At 38.0% G+C, this 17,710-nt stretch carries 25 protein-coding genes; 3 read left to right on the top strand and 22 right to left on the bottom strand.

The features are described from left to right. Positions 1–226 precede the first annotated feature (226 nt). From ytpR to IC621_RS07975, 5 genes are all read right to left on the bottom strand, one after another. On the bottom strand, positions 227–826 hold the full coding sequence (gene ytpR / locus IC621_RS07955; protein ID WP_191157503.1) for a YtpR family tRNA-binding protein: 600 nt from the start codon (positions 824–826) through the stop codon (positions 227–229). Between the two features lie 20 nt (positions 827–846). After that, positions 847–1,647, bottom strand: a complete 801-nt coding sequence (locus tag IC621_RS07960) for a DUF1444 domain-containing protein (RefSeq protein ID WP_191157505.1) — start codon at positions 1,645–1,647, stop codon at positions 847–849. Between the two features lie 31 nt (positions 1,648–1,678). Next, complete coding sequence (locus tag IC621_RS07965; protein ID WP_191157507.1) at positions 1,679–1,993, bottom strand: thioredoxin family protein; 315 nt, start codon at positions 1,991–1,993, stop codon at positions 1,679–1,681. 4 nt (positions 1,994–1,997) lie between these two features. Further along, a complete protein-coding gene (locus tag IC621_RS07970; RefSeq protein WP_191157509.1) occupies positions 1,998–3,011 on the bottom strand; it encodes a PTS transporter subunit IIC in 1,014 nt (337 codons plus the stop codon). A gap of 233 nt (positions 3,012–3,244) precedes the next feature. Further along, the gene (locus tag IC621_RS07975; protein WP_191157511.1) at positions 3,245–3,748 is read right to left on the bottom strand and encodes a hypothetical protein; all 504 of its coding nucleotides are present in this window, start codon (positions 3,746–3,748) and stop codon (positions 3,245–3,247) included. Positions 3,749–4,288: 540 nt separating this feature from the next. On the opposite strand from IC621_RS07975, the gene IC621_RS07980 reads away from it, so the two are divergent. Continuing rightward, positions 4,289–4,732 carry a YtoQ family protein gene (locus IC621_RS07980; protein WP_191157513.1) on the top strand — a complete coding sequence of 148 codons (444 nt, stop codon included), beginning with the start codon at positions 4,289–4,291 and terminating at the stop codon, positions 4,730–4,732. Positions 4,733–4,823: 91 nt separating this feature from the next. Here IC621_RS07980 and gvpU read toward each other — a convergent pair whose 3' ends face one another. From gvpU to IC621_RS08050, 14 genes are all read right to left on the bottom strand, one after another. Beyond that, positions 4,824–5,213 carry a gas vesicle accessory protein GvpU gene (gvpU, locus tag IC621_RS07985; RefSeq protein ID WP_191157515.1) on the bottom strand — a complete coding sequence of 130 codons (390 nt, stop codon included), beginning with the start codon at positions 5,211–5,213 and terminating at the stop codon, positions 4,824–4,826. 33 nt (positions 5,214–5,246) lie between these two features. After that, entirely contained in the window at positions 5,247–5,990 is a 744-nt protein-coding gene (locus tag IC621_RS07990; protein ID WP_191157516.1) for a YtxH domain-containing protein, read from the bottom strand. 37 nt (positions 5,991–6,027) lie between these two features. After that, a complete protein-coding gene (gvpJ, locus tag IC621_RS07995) occupies positions 6,028–6,336 on the bottom strand; it encodes a gas vesicle protein (RefSeq protein WP_191157518.1) in 309 nt (102 codons plus the stop codon). A 62-nt stretch (positions 6,337–6,398) separates the two neighbouring features. Then, positions 6,399–6,707 (bottom strand): gas vesicle protein K, encoded by a 309-nt coding sequence (locus tag IC621_RS08000; protein WP_191157520.1) that lies wholly within the window; start codon positions 6,705–6,707, stop codon positions 6,399–6,401. Further along, entirely contained in the window at positions 6,679–6,948 is a 270-nt protein-coding gene (locus tag IC621_RS08005; protein ID WP_191157522.1) for a gas vesicle protein, read from the bottom strand. The genes IC621_RS08000 and IC621_RS08005 overlap by 29 nt, the downstream gene beginning before the upstream one ends. A 3-nt stretch (positions 6,949–6,951) precedes the next feature. Beyond that, positions 6,952–7,767 (bottom strand): GvpL/GvpF family gas vesicle protein, encoded by an 816-nt coding sequence (locus tag IC621_RS08010; protein WP_191157524.1) that lies wholly within the window; start codon positions 7,765–7,767, stop codon positions 6,952–6,954. A gap of 1 nt (position 7,768) precedes the next feature. Beyond that, positions 7,769–8,035 carry a gas vesicle protein GvpG gene (locus tag IC621_RS08015; RefSeq protein ID WP_191157526.1) on the bottom strand — a complete coding sequence of 89 codons (267 nt, stop codon included), beginning with the start codon at positions 8,033–8,035 and terminating at the stop codon, positions 7,769–7,771. Beyond that, positions 8,032–8,808: a GvpL/GvpF family gas vesicle protein gene (locus tag IC621_RS08020; protein ID WP_191157528.1), complete on the bottom strand. Its 777-nt coding sequence runs from the start codon at positions 8,806–8,808 to the stop codon at positions 8,032–8,034. Before IC621_RS08020 ends, IC621_RS08015 begins: the two co-directional genes overlap by 4 nt. A gap of 4 nt (positions 8,809–8,812) precedes the next feature. Then, positions 8,813–9,724, bottom strand: a complete 912-nt coding sequence (gene gvpN / locus IC621_RS08025; RefSeq protein ID WP_191157530.1) for a gas vesicle protein GvpN — start codon at positions 9,722–9,724, stop codon at positions 8,813–8,815. A 36-nt stretch (positions 9,725–9,760) separates the two neighbouring features. Next, positions 9,761–10,030 carry a gas vesicle protein GvpO gene (locus tag IC621_RS08030; protein ID WP_191157532.1) on the bottom strand — a complete coding sequence of 90 codons (270 nt, stop codon included), beginning with the start codon at positions 10,028–10,030 and terminating at the stop codon, positions 9,761–9,763. A 130-nt stretch (positions 10,031–10,160) separates the two neighbouring features. Continuing rightward, positions 10,161–10,421 (bottom strand): gas vesicle structural protein GvpA, encoded by a 261-nt coding sequence (gene gvpA / locus IC621_RS08035; protein WP_191157535.1) that lies wholly within the window; start codon positions 10,419–10,421, stop codon positions 10,161–10,163. Between the two features lie 28 nt (positions 10,422–10,449). Next, positions 10,450–11,043, bottom strand: coding sequence for a gas vesicle protein GvpQ (gene gvpQ, locus IC621_RS08040; RefSeq protein WP_191157537.1), 594 nt, complete (start codon positions 11,041–11,043; stop codon positions 10,450–10,452). A 407-nt stretch (positions 11,044–11,450) separates the two neighbouring features. Next, complete coding sequence (locus IC621_RS08045; protein ID WP_191157539.1) at positions 11,451–12,008, bottom strand: DUF84 family protein; 558 nt, start codon at positions 12,006–12,008, stop codon at positions 11,451–11,453. Positions 12,009–12,231: 223 nt separating this feature from the next. Next, positions 12,232–13,305 (bottom strand): M42 family metallopeptidase, encoded by a 1,074-nt coding sequence (locus IC621_RS08050; protein WP_191157541.1) that lies wholly within the window; start codon positions 13,303–13,305, stop codon positions 12,232–12,234. Between the two features lie 304 nt (positions 13,306–13,609). Here IC621_RS08050 and IC621_RS08055 point away from each other — a divergent pair, with 304 nt between their 5' ends. Continuing rightward, a complete protein-coding gene (locus tag IC621_RS08055) occupies positions 13,610–13,921 on the top strand; it encodes a PepSY domain-containing protein (protein ID WP_191157543.1) in 312 nt (103 codons plus the stop codon). Positions 13,922–14,052: 131 nt separating this feature from the next. Here IC621_RS08055 and IC621_RS08060 read toward each other — a convergent pair whose 3' ends face one another. Next, positions 14,053–14,898 (bottom strand): YtnP family quorum-quenching lactonase, encoded by an 846-nt coding sequence (locus IC621_RS08060; protein ID WP_191157545.1) that lies wholly within the window; start codon positions 14,896–14,898, stop codon positions 14,053–14,055. Positions 14,899–15,034: 136 nt separating this feature from the next. Next, a complete protein-coding gene (gene trmB / locus IC621_RS08065; RefSeq protein ID WP_191157547.1) occupies positions 15,035–15,679 on the bottom strand; it encodes a tRNA (guanosine(46)-N7)-methyltransferase TrmB in 645 nt (214 codons plus the stop codon). A gap of 517 nt (positions 15,680–16,196) precedes the next feature. Between trmB and IC621_RS08070 the strand changes: the two genes are divergently transcribed. After that, complete coding sequence (locus tag IC621_RS08070) at positions 16,197–16,475, top strand: YtzH-like family protein (RefSeq protein WP_191157549.1); 279 nt, start codon at positions 16,197–16,199, stop codon at positions 16,473–16,475. Here IC621_RS08070 and IC621_RS08075 read toward each other — a convergent pair. Beyond that, positions 16,472–17,281, bottom strand: a complete 810-nt coding sequence (locus IC621_RS08075) for a phosphotransferase family protein (RefSeq protein ID WP_191157550.1) — start codon at positions 17,279–17,281, stop codon at positions 16,472–16,474. The genes IC621_RS08070 and IC621_RS08075 overlap by 4 nt on opposite strands. Between the last annotated feature and the right edge of the window lie 429 nt (positions 17,282–17,710).

Genomic DNA, 17,710 nt, shown 5'->3' on the forward strand with positions numbered 1-17,710 from the left:
ATTTTATGAGAAAATTCGTAACTTAATTGTCTTTTTTGGGGAGCACCCCTAAAAGAAGAGTCGAATATCAACGAAAAAAATTAGGTTTTTCTCGCTTTTATAACTACTTTTTCTTTTGAAAAAAGGTAGTTAAATAAAGTAAAACCAGACTTTTAAAAGGATTGCATCCTGCCTCAAATCATAAAAGTTCTATCTGTGATTTGCATAGTTAAATCATAATTAAGATCTACATAAAAGAAGAACCTGTTTGATAGTCGTCCTCTAAAACTAAAATCCCTTTTTCCTTCGGTGCGTTTGGAAGGTTCAATTCTTTTGCAGAGCATATCATACCGCTTGAAGCTACGCCCCTTAGATCTGCATCTTTAATAACTAGTCCACTCGGCATCACGGCTCCTACCTTTGCAACTACAACCTTTTGCCCAGCTTCTACGTTAGGAGCCCCGCATACAATTTGAAGTGTTTCTGTTTTTACATCCACTTGACAAATACTTAATTTATCTGCATTAGGATGTTTTTCCTTTGAACTTACATACCCAACAACAAACTTAGGTGAAAGGTCGACTTCAATTTCATCAGTGAATCCGTTTTTATGTAAAATGTCATTTATTAAACCTACAAATGATTCTGTTAAATCTAATGGTCCATTCCCTTCCACCTTTTTATAGGTAGATGCACCAAAAATATTAAATCCAATGGTTTTACTGGAGTCTTTTTCAAAAATTCTAGCAACATCGCCTTTTCGTTCGAAATCAATTTCTTTTGCAGAATCAGCTAATGTAATAATCAAAGTGTCTCCAATACCTTTTTCATTATAAAACACATTCATTTCTTTCACCCTTTCAACACTTAACTGCGCTTATTTTTTCCCATAATAAAAATGGGTTCCAGTTCTTGATTTTCATATAAGAATGATAAAGCTGTTATTGGTACACGACCGCTTGCGAAAAAGCTCATCGTCATTTGGGCAAGTATATCATACCCTGTTTCATTACGAATGTCGGCAATAATTAGGACATCTTGGTGCGGAACAGCAACTGCCATCGTGCCAGTCACCTTCTCTTCAAACGATTTTAATAATGAATCATTTAAAATCCTGCTTGCATCATACCCATCATTCTGATTAAGAAAATAAAAGATATTACCTGCAACTTGATCTTCTTTCCATTTTGTAGGGAGTGATCTTACATTAAACGAGGCTGTTTCCTTTATCCTTTTAATTGTCCATCCTTCTCTTTGTAGGATTTGCTGGTCAATTAATCGATAGGTCGTGCCAAGGTCTAACGCAAAATAGATTCGTGTTTCTGCGGTGTGCTCTTCAAAAACAAGCGGTACTCCCTCATTTGATTTTTCAGGAAAAGAGGTAGATCGAATGACCGGAAACACCGATTTTTCCTTTTCACTTAATGCTTGGGGCTCATTCATAGCCTTTAAGGCTTCTCTTATATAGTAAGTGATTTCATCAAGGGCCTTTTCTTTTGATTCTTCCCATTTAGCAATCACCTTTGGGAGCTCAAGTGTAAGACCTTTTTTTAATTGCTTGTCTTCAATTCTGAGAGTATCCTTTTCTCTATCAAAATGAAAGTCTAAAGAAGGCTGATCTAAATGCTCCTGAACTAACGCAGCCATTTTTCGTGCCGTCATTTTCATTATTTGGACCTCCTTTCATTTTTGGATCAGGCTATTTTAATCCGTTGATAAACTCTTGGATTTGCTCTTTTGATTTTCTTTCCTTGTTCACAAAACGGCCGGTTTCTTGTCCATGGTGAAAGGCAATGAAGCTTGGAATTCCAAAAACATTAAGTTCCTGGCAAAGCTCGATAAATTTGTCACGGTCAACGTAGTAAAATGTATGTTTTTCATTTTCTTTCTCTAGCTCTGGCAGAATGGGTTCAATCGCGCGGCAATCAGGACACCAGTCAGCTGAAAACATCAAAATAACATTTTCCAGAGCGATTACTTGTTTATAATTTTCGCTGGAATCAATAATTTTCAATTTTTCACCCTCCAATATTTAATTTCATATCGCCAGGTTTAATAAAACCTTTTTTTCTCATCCATTCGGATAATACCAAACTAATAGCTGCAGGGCCAATAAAATGCAAGATGAGAATTTGGAAGAAAACCTCTGCAGTGAATCCATGGGTAGTAATGGTCATGATTTGGCCGACAAAACCGCTTGTACCCATACCCGCACCCGCTGCATTGTTTGTAATTTGAAATAACACAGTCCCAAATGGAGCAAGCAAGGCTCCTGCAATAGTCGGTGGAATTAAAATTAAAGGATTTTTTACAATATTCGGCACCTGCAGCATGGAGGTTCCTATTCCTTGCGCAAACAATCCTCCTATTCCGTTCTCCCTGTAGCTGCTCACAGCAAATCCAATCATTTGGGCACAGCAGCCAATTGTAGCAGCACCCGCTGCAATTCCTTCTAGATTAAGCATTAGAGCTATTGCTGCACTTGAGATAGGTGCAGTTAAAGCAAGACCCATTAAAATAGCTACTAGTATACCCATTAATATCGGTCTCTGTTCAGTTGACCACATAACGACACTGCCGAATCCCTTCATAAATGCATCAATCGATGGACCGATAAAGCTTGCTACAAAGTAACCTGTCAAAACGGTTACGAAGGGAGTCAAAATGATATCAATTTTTGTTTGTTTGCTAACAACTTTTCCGATTTCAGTTGCAATTAAAGCAGCTGCATAGCTCCCAGCTGGGCCACCAAGAGCTGCTCCAGCGGCACCGCAAATTAAACTTGAAAAAATAACCAGAGGCGGAGCCTGTAAGCCATATGCGACAGCTGCCCCGATTGCGGGACCCATTAACCCCATCGAAAGTTTGCCAATTTCCACAAACGTATCTACGTGAAGTTGTTCTCCAATTGTTTTAAAAATTAGTCCAATAATAAGAGATGAAAACAAACCAAGCGCCATAAAGCTTAGCGCATCTACAAAATACACCTTTGGTGATAACGACACACCTTTTTTATGCAAAAAATTCTTCAAGCTGTTTCCCCCTTTCCATAATCTATATTTTAATCACTATCATACTAAAATGAAGTGACTTTTACTAACACCACCACAGTTTAATGTTTTTTCTTTTATTGGAGGTTAATTTTGGACTGGTATCAATAAGGAATTTCCTCCAAAAACGCGAAACCAGCCGAGGGCTCGTGTTGTGTACACCCTAGGCTGGTCAAGGAGCTTTCGCATTTCTTTGCAGGTCTGCGAAAACATCATTATTTAATTTGAATCGATTTTGCAATGTCCATCATTTGTTCGGCGTTGTCTGGAACATCGTTAGCTTTTGATTCAGTTGTGATTTTAGCTCCGCCAATCCCTACCGTTACTTCATACATAGAGCCTTCAATTTTTTTAACAACTAAGTACCCGAACCTCTTTTCTTCTTCCATTGTTTCGTCAATAACAGGTTCTTTGTTAGTCTGGGTCAGTGTCTCATAGCTTCGTTTACTAGTCATTTCTTCGTTTGAGTTTACGAACAGAATATATTGTTGGCCTTTTTGGTTCAACAACACATTTGAATCTTTTTTCGTTTCTACTTTAAACGTATCAGGTAAAAAATAAGAAAATACTTTGGTCTCTTGATTTACCTGATGAGCATCTTTTTTAAAGGCTGATTCTGTTTGCTCCACAGCTAAAGGTGTAAACTCATTCTCAGACATGGCGCAAGCTGATAAAATGGTAAAAGACAATATAATAATAAAGCATATTAACTTTCTCAATTTATTTGGACCTCCATTTTATGTTCTAGAACAAAAAGCTAAAGGGTACCTTGTCCAACCTAGGGAGCACTTTAGACAAGCCTTTTGGGAAATACCGCACATGCCTTTTTTGGCGGATTGGATTATGACAACAGGCTGTTAGCACTCGAGATTGAAGGAAATAACAAAATCAACCTATTTGTTAAGGGCTTACAATATTTTAAATCTGACAATACAAGAAAAGCGCAAGGAGCCCGCTTATCGGCGACAAGCATTCGGGCGAGCCGGCAGAAAGGTTGTTCTTTAACCTTTTTGACGGATTGGCTTATGACCTAAGGGCCGATGGCGCCTGGAGCTGAACAATGATAACTTACTTTAATACGTTAATACTTTAATTACTTAAATTTCCTGAAACCAGGACAAAGGACCTCTTATTATATTACCCGAAACTTTTTTCAAATGCCAAGTTTGTTTGGATCCTATAAAAATAAATAGTAGAATTGAGGAGAAAGGAAAGCTGCTGTTTTTTATTCGTTTAACTTTAATTTAGGAGGGATCTGCATGAACTTTGTTGTATATTTGGCTGGTGAAATACATAGTAACTGGCGCGAAGAAATAAAGGATAAAGCCAAATCACTCAACCTGCCAATTACTTTTGTTGGACCGATGGAACATCATGACCGTTCAGATGATATTGGAGAAGAAATACTTGGCAGGCAGCCTGGCAAGGTATATAAAGATGAAGCTGCTTCTCAAATCAACAACTTTAGAACATCCGTATTAATGAACAAAGCCGATGTCGTGATTGCATTATTTGGTGAGAAATATAAGCAATGGAACACTGCCATGGATGCAAGTGCTGCCATTACTTTAAATAAGCCGCTTATCCTGATTAGACCTGAAAACCTGCACCATCCCTTGAAGGAACTATCTAATAAAGCAAATGTTACAGTTGAAACCGTTAACCAAGCGATGAAAGTGCTGGCATATGTCCTTGAGACTTAAATAATATTAAAAATAGCATAGTGAATTCTTTATGCTTAAAAAATGCGGCTGATCAGCCGCATTTTTTAGAATCTTAATCTGTTTATTCCATTCATTTTTCTTCTGCGATTTTACCGATGAAAAAACCATCTGTTTGATCAAGCCTGCCCCTCCATAGAAACTCACTATTGGAGGGTGTCGGTTTATTATCACCACAATAGATCCTAGTATTTTTCAAATGAATATAGTTTAAATTTTCGCTTTCTTGAATATTCTGACTTGCATGGTTAAACATTTCACTAATTTGCTCCGAAATGTCATTGCCATTAACAAACTTTTCACTTAAGCTCTGAAAATATTCTTGGGCCGATATAAGTGTCCCAGTTATAAGAGCACCTTTCATATTCAGGGTAATGTCGAGTGAAAAATCATGTTTATTAGCGGCCTTAGTGAATGTTTCGAGCACACTGTCCTTCACTGGATCACCATTATTTAAAGACATTTTATCCCCTCCAATTCATCATATTTCTCCCAGTCAGCTTGATGATTTAACCGTATCATCTTCATTTTTCACAACCGTTTCATTGGATGAGTTTTTATTTGCGGTCTTTTCAGAGCCTTTCTTTACATTAGCAGAAGTTTTCTTCCCAGAACGTTTACTGCTTTTTTTATTGGTATTACTTGTTTCCTCTTCATCTTGATTCTCCGGATTTTTATCATCGGAACCTGATTCCTCTAACTCCTCTTCTTCATCTGTTTCATTATCGTTGTTTGTTTCAGAGTCATCGTAATGATCGGTTTCACTTTCTGATTGAAGGCTTTCCTCTTCTTCATCTGTTTGGGAAACTGCCTCGTCTTGGTTTTCGTCCTTGGCCTCTTCTTCACTATGCTTATTCATTTTTAAAATATTCAGAGGAGAATTTTTAATTTTATCTGTTATTTCTTGAGTTTTGCTAGTACCCTTTTCCTTTAATGATGAAAATTTATCTTTTGATTTATCTCCAAATTCTTTACAACTGTTTAATGCAGTTGACGTTTGTTCACCAATCGATGAACGAAGCTCTTTGCCAGATTTAGGTGCAAGCAGCAAGGTAGCTGCAATTCCCACAGCTCCTCCAGCTAATGTTCCTTTAAAAAACTCTTTTTTTCCTTTAGGGTTTTCAGCTTTCTTGTTCGCCTTTTCTTCTTTTGCCTGAGCTTTTTGCTGTTTTTTGTTCATATTCTTCTCCTCCTTTGTATTTGATTGGTCATTGTTTTGTATTTCATTATTTTTTGCCACCTGAAAATTCCTCCTACCGAGTTTTTGTTATGATGATTTATACATTAAAATTCATTTTTTCTTCTAATTGCTGAATACGATCATTCAGTTTTTTATTTTCTTCTTCCAGCATTTTGTTGTTTTGACTCATTGCTTTCGAGCTCAAGTAAGGATCGTTTTCCCACCAGTCCATACCAATTTCTTTAGCTTTATCTACTGATGCGACGAGTAAACGGATTTTAATAGTTAAGAGTTCTACATCTGCAAGGCCTATTTTAATATCACCTGCAATAACGACCCCTTTATCAAGAACTTTTTCCAAGACATCTACAATGGTGCTCGATTGAGTTGAGCGTTCAATTTCCACTAATGTCCCTCCTCGCTCTATGAGTACCGATTTCGCTTTTTCATACTATTTTTGGTAAAGACTTAAATCAGGTTTCCCAGCGGTCCGAGATCTATATTCAGGTCATTTTCATCCAATTCAAAAATCTCCTTCATTTCATCCATTTTGATTTCTAGATTAGCAAGCGCAACCCCCAGCTGCTCGATCTGTTCCTCTGTCAAAGTTCCCCCGTCAACTCGTCTAATCGCGTGGCGTTCAACCAGCTGCCTGAGCAGTTCAATGACGGTAAGAACGAGCTGTGCTAGTCCTTGTTCTGCACGATCCGGGTCCAAATTAATGCGGCCATTATTGCTTTGCAAGCCTTTACTTCCATCTATTAAACTCTGTGGCATAAGCAAGCTCCTCCCTTTCACGGTCCATTTCAACTGATGATAAATTTTTCCCATTTTCATCATTTGCTTGTACTAGCGTTTCAACCGCAGATATTAACACTCGCAAATCCAAGTAGACAAGATCAATTCCAGCAATAGAGATGATTAAATCTCCTCTAAGCACAACCCCTTTATCCAAAATGACATCCAGAATATCGAGAAGGGAAACATTGTTATTTTCAATTTGCTCACGTGTATTCATGCTTTATCCCTCATTATCTATCAAGCTCGCAAAATGATAGGCAGGCCATGGACCAGTAGGCTCCATTTTCCACCCTGCATCAATTATTGAATGGCTCGTTTTTCGAACCTTATCCATGAAGCTTTGCAGATGGTCAGCAGTCAGAAGATAGACACTGTTCCAGCACATTTGCTCTTTTCTGCCTAAAACATCTTTGTCCCATGTTTTTTTTATCGAACTATCTATACAAAAGGCTTTCAGCTCTTCATGAATCTGTTCGCATATTCGGTTTTTCTCCATCTCAAGCTCTCTATCTATCAATTGATTGAGCTTCCTTTTTTCAAAATACTGCCTGCCGGGAGGGAGCTCGCTTATTTCCTCCCGCTTCGCTGCAATTTTCGGATTATTTTTACGAAAAGAGTCGCGCAGCTGGTTATCATCGCAATATATTTTCATATTCCATTCTTGTTTTCCTTTAAGAGATTGTAAGAGTTCAATGATTTTGCTTTTTTTAGATTTTATCGTCTGTTGAAGGCTATCTAAACTCGAATAAATAGTACAGAATTTCGTTGGGATTAACGTATAGTTTTTATTTAGCATCATCAGTATTTCATGATGATGGAATGCTTTCTCATGAAGCCACTCCATCTGATTAACCTTTTGTTTAATCTGATCCTCCGAATAGCTATTAGGATCAAGCCTGCTCACAACAGCGGTAATTTCCCCAATCTGGATGGACTTTCCTTCATGTTCATTATCAAAGCCTTTGAAGGAGGGCAATGGCGCATCCTCAACTTCCTTCGATTGGATCATTCCATATAAATATAGTAGTTCAGTCATATTACTGCCCTCCCTTTTCCTCTTTTATCATTTCTTCCAATTGTTCCATTTCCAGCCTTTTCGCTGCCTCATATCTTGCAAGCAGCTCTTCTTCTTTTTCTTTATAAGCTGCCTCATTTATCTCACCCAGCTCATACATCATCTGCAGCTGAGTTAATTTCTGCTGAATAGTTGGCAGATCATAGAGCTCCTTATCTGCTTCTTCCTTAATTTTCTCTCCTACCTTGACCACTAAATTTAATGGGGCGGTGAAGAGCTTATGAATCATGAGCTTTTTTCTACTTTCAATTGGATATTAATGAAGTTGTAGGCTGGCCAAGGACCTGTGTAATGGAAATCCACTTTTCCCTTCCAATGCTCATGAATTTCATTTACTTTTACATCAAAGAGTTCTTCCTTTTCGTTATCTACAAGAAAGGATGCATTAAGAAGCATTTTCTCACCAATCGGCTCATTGCTTTTGGAAGCCTCCGCACATGACTTTAAAGGCTGATATACTTCTTTTTGAATATCCTTTTTTAAAATCTCAAAAAAGTTCTGTGCCATCCCACCGAGTTTAATACGGTCATAATAACCGGCATTTTCTGATTTATTATTAACCGTTTGTCTTTGTTTTTGAATATCTGTTCTTTTGGACAGTTCTTGATTAATCCATTCATCCTTAGCTACCACCTTTAAACCAAGCTCCATTTTCCCTTTAATTTCCGGAAAGATTTGGCTGAATTGAGGATAAAGGCTTCTCAGCAAATGCTTCACATCATCTTTTGAATTGAAGACATTTCCAAAACTAATAGGAATAACCGTATTATTTTTCTTCATCACCGATGAAACAACCTCTTGATGAGCCATAATGTTTTGTTTATTAGGATGATAGATCTTCATTGGAACCTCAGCTGCAACTATTGCAGCATCTTCATAGTGAATCGTGAAAGTATCTCTTTTTTCTCCTCCTAGATCGATACTGCCGAAATCGAGATCCTTTTTCATTGTCGTTTGAATCCCGCAAAAAATATAAATCCCTGATTTACTCAACTTCCTCACCCCGCTAAATTTTCTTACATTCTGATAAAATCACATTCTGCACTTTAGAATCTGTTTCTTTTTCAAAAGCTTTTCGAACTTGGTACCAGACAATATCCATCACTAATTGCTGGAATTCTTCGTTATCACCTTTAATAGGAAGGTCTGCCTTTGCAGCTAGAAGAGCTATCATAATAGAAGCTCTGAGACTCGGCCCTTCATTTCCTTTCTTTTTACACGATTCACGCAAACGGGAAACAAAAGCAGTCACATTTTTTGCTTCTGTTTCATCTATACCCGTTTTTTTGGATACAATAACGGCCTCTTCACTTTGTCCCAGAGGTTGCAGGGGAATGGTAATTAATCGATCTAGAAGGGCTTCCTGTGTCTGATAAACTCCTGCATATTCTTCAGGGTTGCTAGTAAAAAGAACGGAAAACTCTGGATGTACTTTTATAAAGGGCTGGCTGTGCTTTGTTCCATACAAAGGTAGAATTCCCTCCTCCAATATGGACAAGAACAAATTGTTTGTAGATGGCTTCGACCTTGTAAATTCGTCGTATACAAGGGTGTACCCATTTTTTACAGCTTCAAGCAGCCGCCCGTTTTTCCATGTCTCAGATACTTTTTCATCCTTTTTATAAACGGAATGGATATAATTATCGATTACTTTTTTGCTTGAATAGCCAGTATAGGAACCGATCAGATCCTTATTAGATAGTTCATGATTCCCATGCATCAACATAACAGGCCGTTTTCGTTTTTTCGCAATGTAAAGAGCAAGAGACGTTTTCCCAACCCCTGACGGCCCTGTGAAATGGATAGGATAACCAGCTTCCAGATAGCCAGATGTTCTTCTGATCACATCTTCAAATGCCTCTGCATAAAAAATATCATCGTTTACTTTTTCCAGACCTGCTTCTTTTAAAACTGTCATTGGTTTTCCCTCCATTGAAAGGAATATTGGATGGGGTTATGAATCCTCATGCTCGGTCATTGCACTTCTTGGACGCAGGCTTCTGCGAGTATAAGCCGTTACATTGTTATCCTTATCTAGTGATACATGATAAACTCCAACCATTTCATCTTTCGCATACTTTCTCATATATTCTCTTTCTTCAATGACCTCAACGATACAAATGCTTCCTTCTTCAGTAGGCTGAATGGAAGCAATTTTATGTGGAGGCGCAATATGTTCATTGAAAAATTCAGTAAGGGAATCAATTTTTTTCTTAATACTCATATGTGGAGTCCTCCGTTATCCAGACTATAAAGTGAAGCTGTCCACTTATCTTCATGGATTCCTCGTAAGCTTGAGCCAGAGGATCAGAAGATTAGGGGTACAGCCAGGGAATAATCCCTGACTGCTTCTATTAAATGCTAAATGCTCGATCCCTCTCGTTTTCTTGTTCAGGTAATCCTTCTTCTTCAACCTCATCTCGAAGCAGACCCACTGCATTTGCATAACGGAGCCAAGTATCAACGCTGGCAATGACAACTCTTGCCTCTACAGTGACTAATTCGATTCCAACCAGTGAAACTCGTGCAAAAACATCAATTACGACACCTTTATCCAATATACGGTCAACTACCTCTGCCAGACTTGAACTATCAGTACTTTTTTGAACACCCATTTTTCATTCTCCTTTCTTTTTGAAAAAGTTAAGAGTTTGATATAGAACTTATTGTCTTAATGTCACTTGCTGTTTTTATTTTGCTTGGTCTCTTCAGGTTTGTTGAGCTTTTAATAGAAGAAACACTTTTTAATTGGTTTGCTCCATCTATATCCTTCATGCTTTTTACTTGGCCGTCTTTGTGATCAGACTTGATTTTTTCTTGAAATTCCTCGCCGGCTTTTTTAAACTTTTTCAGCTTTTCGCGAATGTTTAATAAAGCATTTTGGACTTTTCCACTTACGTCTTCTGCCTTCGAGTGTACATTGTCAGCATTTTTTTCTTTTGCTTCTTCAAGCTTTTTGGAAGCATTATTTACTTTCGACTTAAGCTTTTCCTGAAAGTTTTCCTTAAGGGCGTATATAAATTTTTTTTGTGCTTGTTCTTTTAAATCCTTTCCTTCATTTTTAACATTTTTTTTTACTTTATTTTTTTCTTTCTTCAGCTTCCATTTTAAGATTTTTGGCGTAACCTTTGATCTGACGCTTGGTATTAAAAGCATGGCCATACTAGCTGCAGCCAAGCCTCCGTATACCTTTTTTTGCTTGTGAAAACTGAAAGTATGTTTATCCTCGGAACTCATTTGAAACCCTCCTTTCTAAAATTGAAAGGTATTTGTTAACCCTGCTTGCGGGTTATGCTTTACTTTGGTGTTACCCTTGGATTGAATTTATTCAAACATGAGTAAAAATTGAAATCACAACAATTACCATAAAAAAAATGGCAATCGACCCCCAATTGATTTATTTGTAATATTGGTTTCTTGATAAATCTACAAAGTAAAATGCAATATTAAAATTATTACAATAAAATTTCATTTTAAGATTTTTAAATTACCTACAAAATAGCAAACTAATAGCTGTGATTTAAGGGATCTTTTGGATCAAAGAAGAGGTTTTATTAATGGGGCCTAGAGGGTTCAAAGATAAATTAAAACACGTAAAAGCACCTTGGAAAAAGAATAATCTTCCAAGGTGCGTAAATCTTTATTTATTTTTGATTTTTCAAACTTGCATGCAGCTTCCTTTTGATTTCACCGTCTGCATAATATAAATATTGGCCTGCAAGAAGCTTTACTATATGAGTAAACATATCCGTCCTTTTGACAAAACCGCTGGAGAAGATGCCAATTGCTCCTTCTTCCTTCCGAACATGCTGTTTTTTTGTATATTGATCCATCACATCACCAAGCTCACGGCCGGCTTTTACTTCCAAGCCGATTTCATCCGGGAGAAGGAGCCTTGCTCCCCCAGCAACAATGGGTTTATTTTCGGGATCCTTTAATGCTCCCCAATTACAAAGATAAAAGCCATGCGGAGTTTCAACCACACCGCCTTCTAAACCAATCCCTAAATCAGCTTTTTCATTCTCCAAGGCATTTATCGACCTGTTAATAGCGCCTTGCATTGTTTCTTCATCAGAGAAAGGCTGCGAGGATACATTAGAATTTGCATTTGTTTCAACAAATAATAATGATGTAAATTTCTCAAATCCCCTTTTTACAGCATTGACCTTCACAGGATTAAGTGAGCCGATTGCTATTTTCATAATCATCCCTCTTTTTAAAGTGCACCCTCCATAGCAGGAGTGTTGCCAGAACATAATGTACTAAATGAGGCACTGGACACCCTAAGGTTTTGGCCTCGTTTATTAATCCTCTGCAGGGTGTGAATTTGACCACCCTGGTTTTATAAATGCGGTCACCTTTACTGCTTGTTAGAACGGGATAGAAGCGGACACTACTCGAAGGAGCTGCGCCGCCCCTTTCCTTCTATCCATTCTTTTTGATAGATTGAACAGTCGATTGGTCGCACGATTTAACAAGCTTCGTAATCAATTCCTTTGCTGCGGCATAGTCGTCAATATGAATGATAGAAGCAGAAGTGTGGACGTAACGGGCACAAATACCGATGACGGCGGAAGGGACCCCTTCATTAGCTGTATGTACCCTGCCTGCATCAGTACCTCCCTGTGACACGAAATACTGATAAGGAATCTTGTTGGTTTCCGCTGTGTCAAGCACAAACTCCCGCATTCCTCTGTGTGTGACCATAGATCTGTCAAATATCCGCATTAGAGCTCCTTTTCCCAGCTGGCCAAATTCCTTTTTATCACCGTTCATATCATTTGCAGGGCTTGCATCAAGGGCAAAGAAGAGATCAGGTTTAATCATGTTTGCAGCTGTTTGCGCCCCTCTTAACCCTACTTCCTCTTGGACGGTTGCACCTGAGTAAAGTGTATTTGGTAATTCAACGTCTTTCAGCTCTTTTAACAGCTCAATCGATAAGCCGCATCCATACCTATTATCCCAGGCTTTCGCAAGAATTTTTTTTGAATTAGCCATCGTAGTAAACGGGCAAATCGGAATAATTTGCTGACCTGGCTTAATACCAATCTCCTCGGCATTTTCCCGGTTATCAGCTCCAATGTCAATCATCATATTTTTAATCTCCATCGGTTTTTTCCGTTGCTGTTCACTAAGCAGATGAGGGGGGATCGAACTAATTACACCGACTATCGGTCCACTTTCTGTCATGATCTGAACTCTTTGAGCTAATAGTACCTGACTCCACCAGCCGCCAAGCGGTTGAAAACGAATCATTCCACTATCAGTAAGCGCTGTGACCATAAACCCAACTTCATCCATATGGCCCGCTACCATGATCGTCGGCCCGCCCGATTGATTTTTCCGAACTCCAAAAATTCCGCCGAGCTTATCTTGTACAATTTCATCTGCAAAAGGCTCCAGCTGCTCGCGCATAAACTTTCTTATAGCATGTTCATTTCCCGGAGCTCCAGGAAGCTCTGTCAATGTTCGAAATAACTCTAAAGTATCGTGATTCACATTTATCTCCCCTTCATTCAGCGTTTTCCTAAAACTGCTTCTAAACTTTTTCTTATTATGTACAGTTTTATTTTAACCAAAGCTTTCTTTCCTTTCCAGCATATGAAACTTAGGCCGTCAAGTTTATAGAAAAATGGATAGCAGAGAGAAATGCAGGTGCTCTGATATTAATAAAGACAAATCTAAAAAAGTTTGACGAAAGGCTTTACAAAAGACCAATCTATATACCTTCACATGAAGCTTAACTTCTTTATCATATTTCTGTATACTCTACAGTAGATGTTATTTAATGGAGGTCAAATGTATGAATTGGAGAAATTTTTTCGTAGGAGTCAGCATTGGATTTGCTGCTGCATATTTCGTAAAAAACAGAATGGAAGCACAATACATTTCTTCAGAAAAGGCTTTGCATATTGTAAAACAGGCTTTTAAACAAAGAGGGCCAATCGACGGTTCATGGATCTACACTGTACCAGAAGAGTATTATAAAAATCATTTAACCTACAAAGTTTATAAGACGGGGGTAACCAGAACAGCAGGCGGTTCTCTTGAACAATACGAAGCACTAGTAGACGCAAAAACTGGAACAATTATTGAAATTATCCAAACAGCATAAAAAACTCTTCCATCTGTTAGGGTTCGAAATTGAATTCCCCGCATTTCCTCTGAAGCATGAAATCGGAGCTTACTGTTCATTATAAGTGAAAAAAAGGAAAGAGGCTGACAATTAAGTTAGCCCCTTTCTTTTTATATTTCTCTCTTTACACTCTCTATTACTTCACCTTCATCATTCCATTTTAATGCCCGATATATTGCGTCATGATAAAAAGTCAGCCAAGCCTGCTTTTCCTTAGCTAATGCTAACCACTTTTGTTTTTGCTCAATTGATGTCATTGGGTAGTCATCAAATGCTAACACCCAAAGTGGATTTTTGTGGGCATGAGTTGGCATTAAATCCGCCATGTGGATAATTGTTTCTCTTTCTTCTTCTATCACAACAATACAGTGCCCATCACTGTGACCGCCTGTGTGGATCATTTTTATGCCGTTGATTACTTCTATGTCATTCTCAAATGGATGAACCTGATTTTTGGCAGCCTCCCAATTTTCTTTCCAGTATGTATTTCTAGATCGAATAGTTGGATGTTTCATTTCTTCCCATTCAACATTTGAAGTAATAATTTTTGCATGTTTAAAGACAGACGTATATTCCTCTCCATCAATATGTTTCGTTAACCCGCATGCATGATCAAAATGCAGATGCGTCATTAAAACATAATCAATATCATCTGACGTTAAACCTAATTTTCCAAGTGAAGCTTCCAGCTCTGACTCTTCTGTTACCCCATAATTCCTTCTTTGCTTTTCAGTTAATTTTCCTTCGCCAATCCCTGTTTCGATTAAAAGGTATTTCCCGTCTTTTTCTATTAAAATGGGATCAGTACGAAGTTCAATCTGATTATTTTCATTTACAGGGTATTTTTTTGACCATAACGGCTTCGGAACTACCCCAAACATAGCACCGCCATCTAAATGAGTAACCCCGCCCTTTAACCATGTAAGCTTTGTTTGACCAATTGTTATACTCTCCATTTATCTCGCCTCCCCGTCTTTAATAATAACAAGACACGGGTTATAGCGATACTAAATTGCATAGCGGTACCAGGTACCGAATGAGGAGCGTGAGATATATCGCACATAAAAAAGCTCACAAGCTAAATGCTTTGAGCTACTTTTTCTCATATTTAACTTCAGAGCGGTAGATTCGTTGGCCTTTGCTGCTGAATTTTTCTTCATATTCTGTCATGATGTTGCCTTCAAAATCACTGTTGTGAAGGTCAAGGCTGATGTATGTCAGCTTTAGCCCATAATCTGAAAAGCTTTTTAAAGAATACTCAAATAATCCCTGATTATCTGTTTTAAAATGAATTTCTCCTTCTTCTACAAGAATTTCTTTGTAGAGATCCAAAAACGTTTTATACGTAAGTCTTCTTTTTTCATGCTTTGTTTTTGGCCAAGGATCAGAGAAATTCAAGTACACCCGGCTTACCTCAGCGGGGGCAAAATACTCTGTTAAATTATTTGCATTTACATTTAACAATTTCACATTGTTTGCTTCTGACTCTTTTACTTTTTTAACAGCATGAACTATTACACTTTCAAATAGCTCTATTCCTATATAATTAATGGAAGGATTAGCTCTTCCCATTCCTGTTACGAATTGACCTTTCCCCGTTCCAACCTCTATATGAATCGGATGATCATTCCCAAAAATTTCATGCCATTTGCCTTTATAAGATTGGGGATCTTGAATAACAATTTGTGGATTTTCAGCTAAATATTCACCAGCCCACGGTTTATTGCGTAAACGCATGAAACCACCTCGATTTTATTAGATTGCTCTTACTTTTAAGTATCTCTCACTACAACAAAATAATCTTGGGGTCTTTAAAAGTTTGCATATGCCTTTTTTGAAAACAACAAATACAAATTCAAAAGATATCATGAAAACCCTTTTGTTGCAAGACTTTTTAAATTTTAAAAAAGGTATTTCCAAAAAAATTACGCTGATATTCTATACATTTGGACAACGAACGAAAAACGCAAGGCGTCCGACTATCGGCGACAAGCATTCGGGCGAGCTGGCTGGAAGGTTTTTCTTTAACCCTCTCGGGCGGATTGGCCCTGAGACCTAAGGGCCGATGGCACCTGGCCGGCAAAGGCGTCACGTCCGCCTGCGCTGGACATCGATAGACAACTTTAACACGTTAAAACTTTAATTAACTTAAACTGATCTCAAAAAAAATACCGGAAGACAGCTCCCGGCATTTTGTATAAATTCCTATTGATTGAACAACTTAAAGTTATAAGCTCTGAAGGGATGTGTTGAAATGCCGCTCGATTACCATCATCAAGTAGCTCTCTTAAAGGATATTTTATCTGACCATCAAACAGATTGCTGTGGCACAATTGCAGAATGCGAACAATTAGAGAGAGTTATTAAATCCTTAATGACTAATTCCAATATTGATCAAAACTTGAAGAATATTCTTCAGCAAATATATCAATACAGCCAATCTGGTGTGAATTCATCAGGGCTTAACCAGCATATTCAATCTTCACAACAAAATTTAACGCAATGGATACATGAAATCGATACCTTCTCTTAAGAACATTTATTGTTCAACAGACCATGCAGAAAGGTTAACCCAATATTCATGTCTTTCAGGTTATTCCTTGTCCTGTTCCACAATATTAAAGTAAGGGTTTGAGCCATCACATACCAATACATTCTTCGTTGAAGGTGTTCAGTAAATTCCAACCCGTATTGGTTTAACCATTGCTCCCAGTCTTCTTTGTCAATATACCAATAGAGAAGAACCCCTATATCGATTGCTGGATCAGCAATCATGGCACCATCCCAATCAATTAAATACAATTGATTGCTGTCAGAAAGAAGCCAGTTATTGTGATTCACATCACAATGACAAACAACCTTCTCTTCATATTGAACATGCTCAAGCTGGTTTTCCAAATAAACAATTGCTTGCTTGATCTCTGGAACATTGATTTGTTCAAATATAATGGTTTGTTTTAAATCTTCCAAAATTGAATTAGGTGTCAGCGGTTGTTTGCCCAGACGCTTTAACATATCAAGCAGTTCTTTAGAATGATGGATTTTATGTAACAATGCAGCTACATGTTCATCCTTCATATCAGCAGGCTTCAGCTCACGTCCGTTTAAACAGTGCTGGGCAGTAATTACGTCACCATTTTCCATACGCTTTGTCCAAATAAGCTTAGGCACAATACCTTCAGCAGACAGCACAGCTAAAAATGGAGAACTATTCCTTTTTAAAAACAACTTCTGACTCTCTATTTGCGCAAAATATGCGTCACCTGTAGAACCGCCGGCAGGATAAACCTCCCAATCGCTTCCTAATAGTTGTTCCAACCAGTTCACCTTCAATTTCAACCCAACATTTCTTAAGTATTTTAAGCACGAAAAGCTCAGGGGCGCCTTTTAGACGTATGGACTGGACTTAAGCCGTATGTGATAAAGGAATCTTTGACTTATCGCAAGGAGGTAAAGGAAGTCCACTAGTCCCTGGGTGCTGAAGCTAGACAACAAAAGTCTATTTTAACACGTTAAAACTTTATTCAAAATACATTTTCTGAAACCAGAACGAAAATCGTCTCCTTACTGCAGCCTCAGGCAAACAATTGGGCGATCCCCTCAATAGACCACTGTTGTTTTTTGAGAGGATCGGGCTGTCACCTTAAGAAACGAGCTGGGCGCTGGAGCAAGATAAACGAATTGCAAAATCTTCAAGTTTATGAATACCATTTAATGTATGATCTGCATGCTTGCTGTAGGAAAATAAGGAATCAAAATTATTGAAAT

This window comes from Metabacillus arenae (assembly GCF_014773385.1).
GTDB classification, from domain to species: domain Bacteria; phylum Bacillota; class Bacilli; order Bacillales; family Bacillaceae; genus Metabacillus_D; species Metabacillus_D arenae.

Bases quoted from the DNA above. Each gene is read 5' to 3' on its own strand.
- IC621_RS08055 (WP_191157543.1), top strand. From the start codon at position 13,610: ATGAATTGGAGAAATTTTTTCGTAGGAGTCAGCATTGGATTTGCTGCT.
- gvpQ (WP_191157537.1), bottom strand. From the start codon at position 11,043: ATGAGTTCCGAGGATAAACATACTTTCAGTTTTCACAAGCAAAAAAAG.
- IC621_RS08030 (WP_191157532.1), bottom strand. From the start codon at position 10,030: ATGAGTATTAAGAAAAAAATTGATTCCCTTACTGAATTTTTCAATGAA.
- IC621_RS08010 (WP_191157524.1), bottom strand. From the start codon at position 7,767: ATGACTGAACTACTATATTTATATGGAATGATCCAATCGAAGGAAGTT.
- IC621_RS08015 (WP_191157526.1), bottom strand. From the start codon at position 8,035: ATGATTCATAAGCTCTTCACCGCCCCATTAAATTTAGTGGTCAAGGTA.
- ytpR (WP_191157503.1), bottom strand. From the start codon at position 826: ATGAATGTGTTTTATAATGAAAAAGGTATTGGAGACACTTTGATTATT.
- trmB (WP_191157547.1), bottom strand. From the start codon at position 15,679: ATGCGTTTACGCAATAAACCGTGGGCTGGTGAATATTTAGCTGAAAAT.
- IC621_RS08005 (WP_191157522.1), bottom strand. From the start codon at position 6,948: ATGAATACACGTGAGCAAATTGAAAATAACAATGTTTCCCTTCTCGAT.
- IC621_RS08045 (WP_191157539.1), bottom strand. From the start codon at position 12,008: ATGAAAATAGCAATCGGCTCACTTAATCCTGTGAAGGTCAATGCTGTA.
- IC621_RS08070 (WP_191157549.1), top strand. From the start codon at position 16,197: ATGCCGCTCGATTACCATCATCAAGTAGCTCTCTTAAAGGATATTTTA.
- gvpA (WP_191157535.1), bottom strand. From the start codon at position 10,421: ATGGGTGTTCAAAAAAGTACTGATAGTTCAAGTCTGGCAGAGGTAGTT.
- gvpN (WP_191157530.1), bottom strand. From the start codon at position 9,724: ATGACAGTTTTAAAAGAAGCAGGTCTGGAAAAAGTAAACGATGATATT.
- gvpU (WP_191157515.1), bottom strand. From the start codon at position 5,213: ATGTCTTTAAATAATGGTGATCCAGTGAAGGACAGTGTGCTCGAAACA.
- IC621_RS08060 (WP_191157545.1), bottom strand. From the start codon at position 14,898: ATGGAGAGTATAACAATTGGTCAAACAAAGCTTACATGGTTAAAGGGC.
- IC621_RS07980 (WP_191157513.1), top strand. From the start codon at position 4,289: ATGAACTTTGTTGTATATTTGGCTGGTGAAATACATAGTAACTGGCGC.
- IC621_RS07960 (WP_191157505.1), bottom strand. From the start codon at position 1,647: ATGAAAATGACGGCACGAAAAATGGCTGCGTTAGTTCAGGAGCATTTA.
- IC621_RS08000 (WP_191157520.1), bottom strand. From the start codon at position 6,707: ATGCCACAGAGTTTAATAGATGGAAGTAAAGGCTTGCAAAGCAATAAT.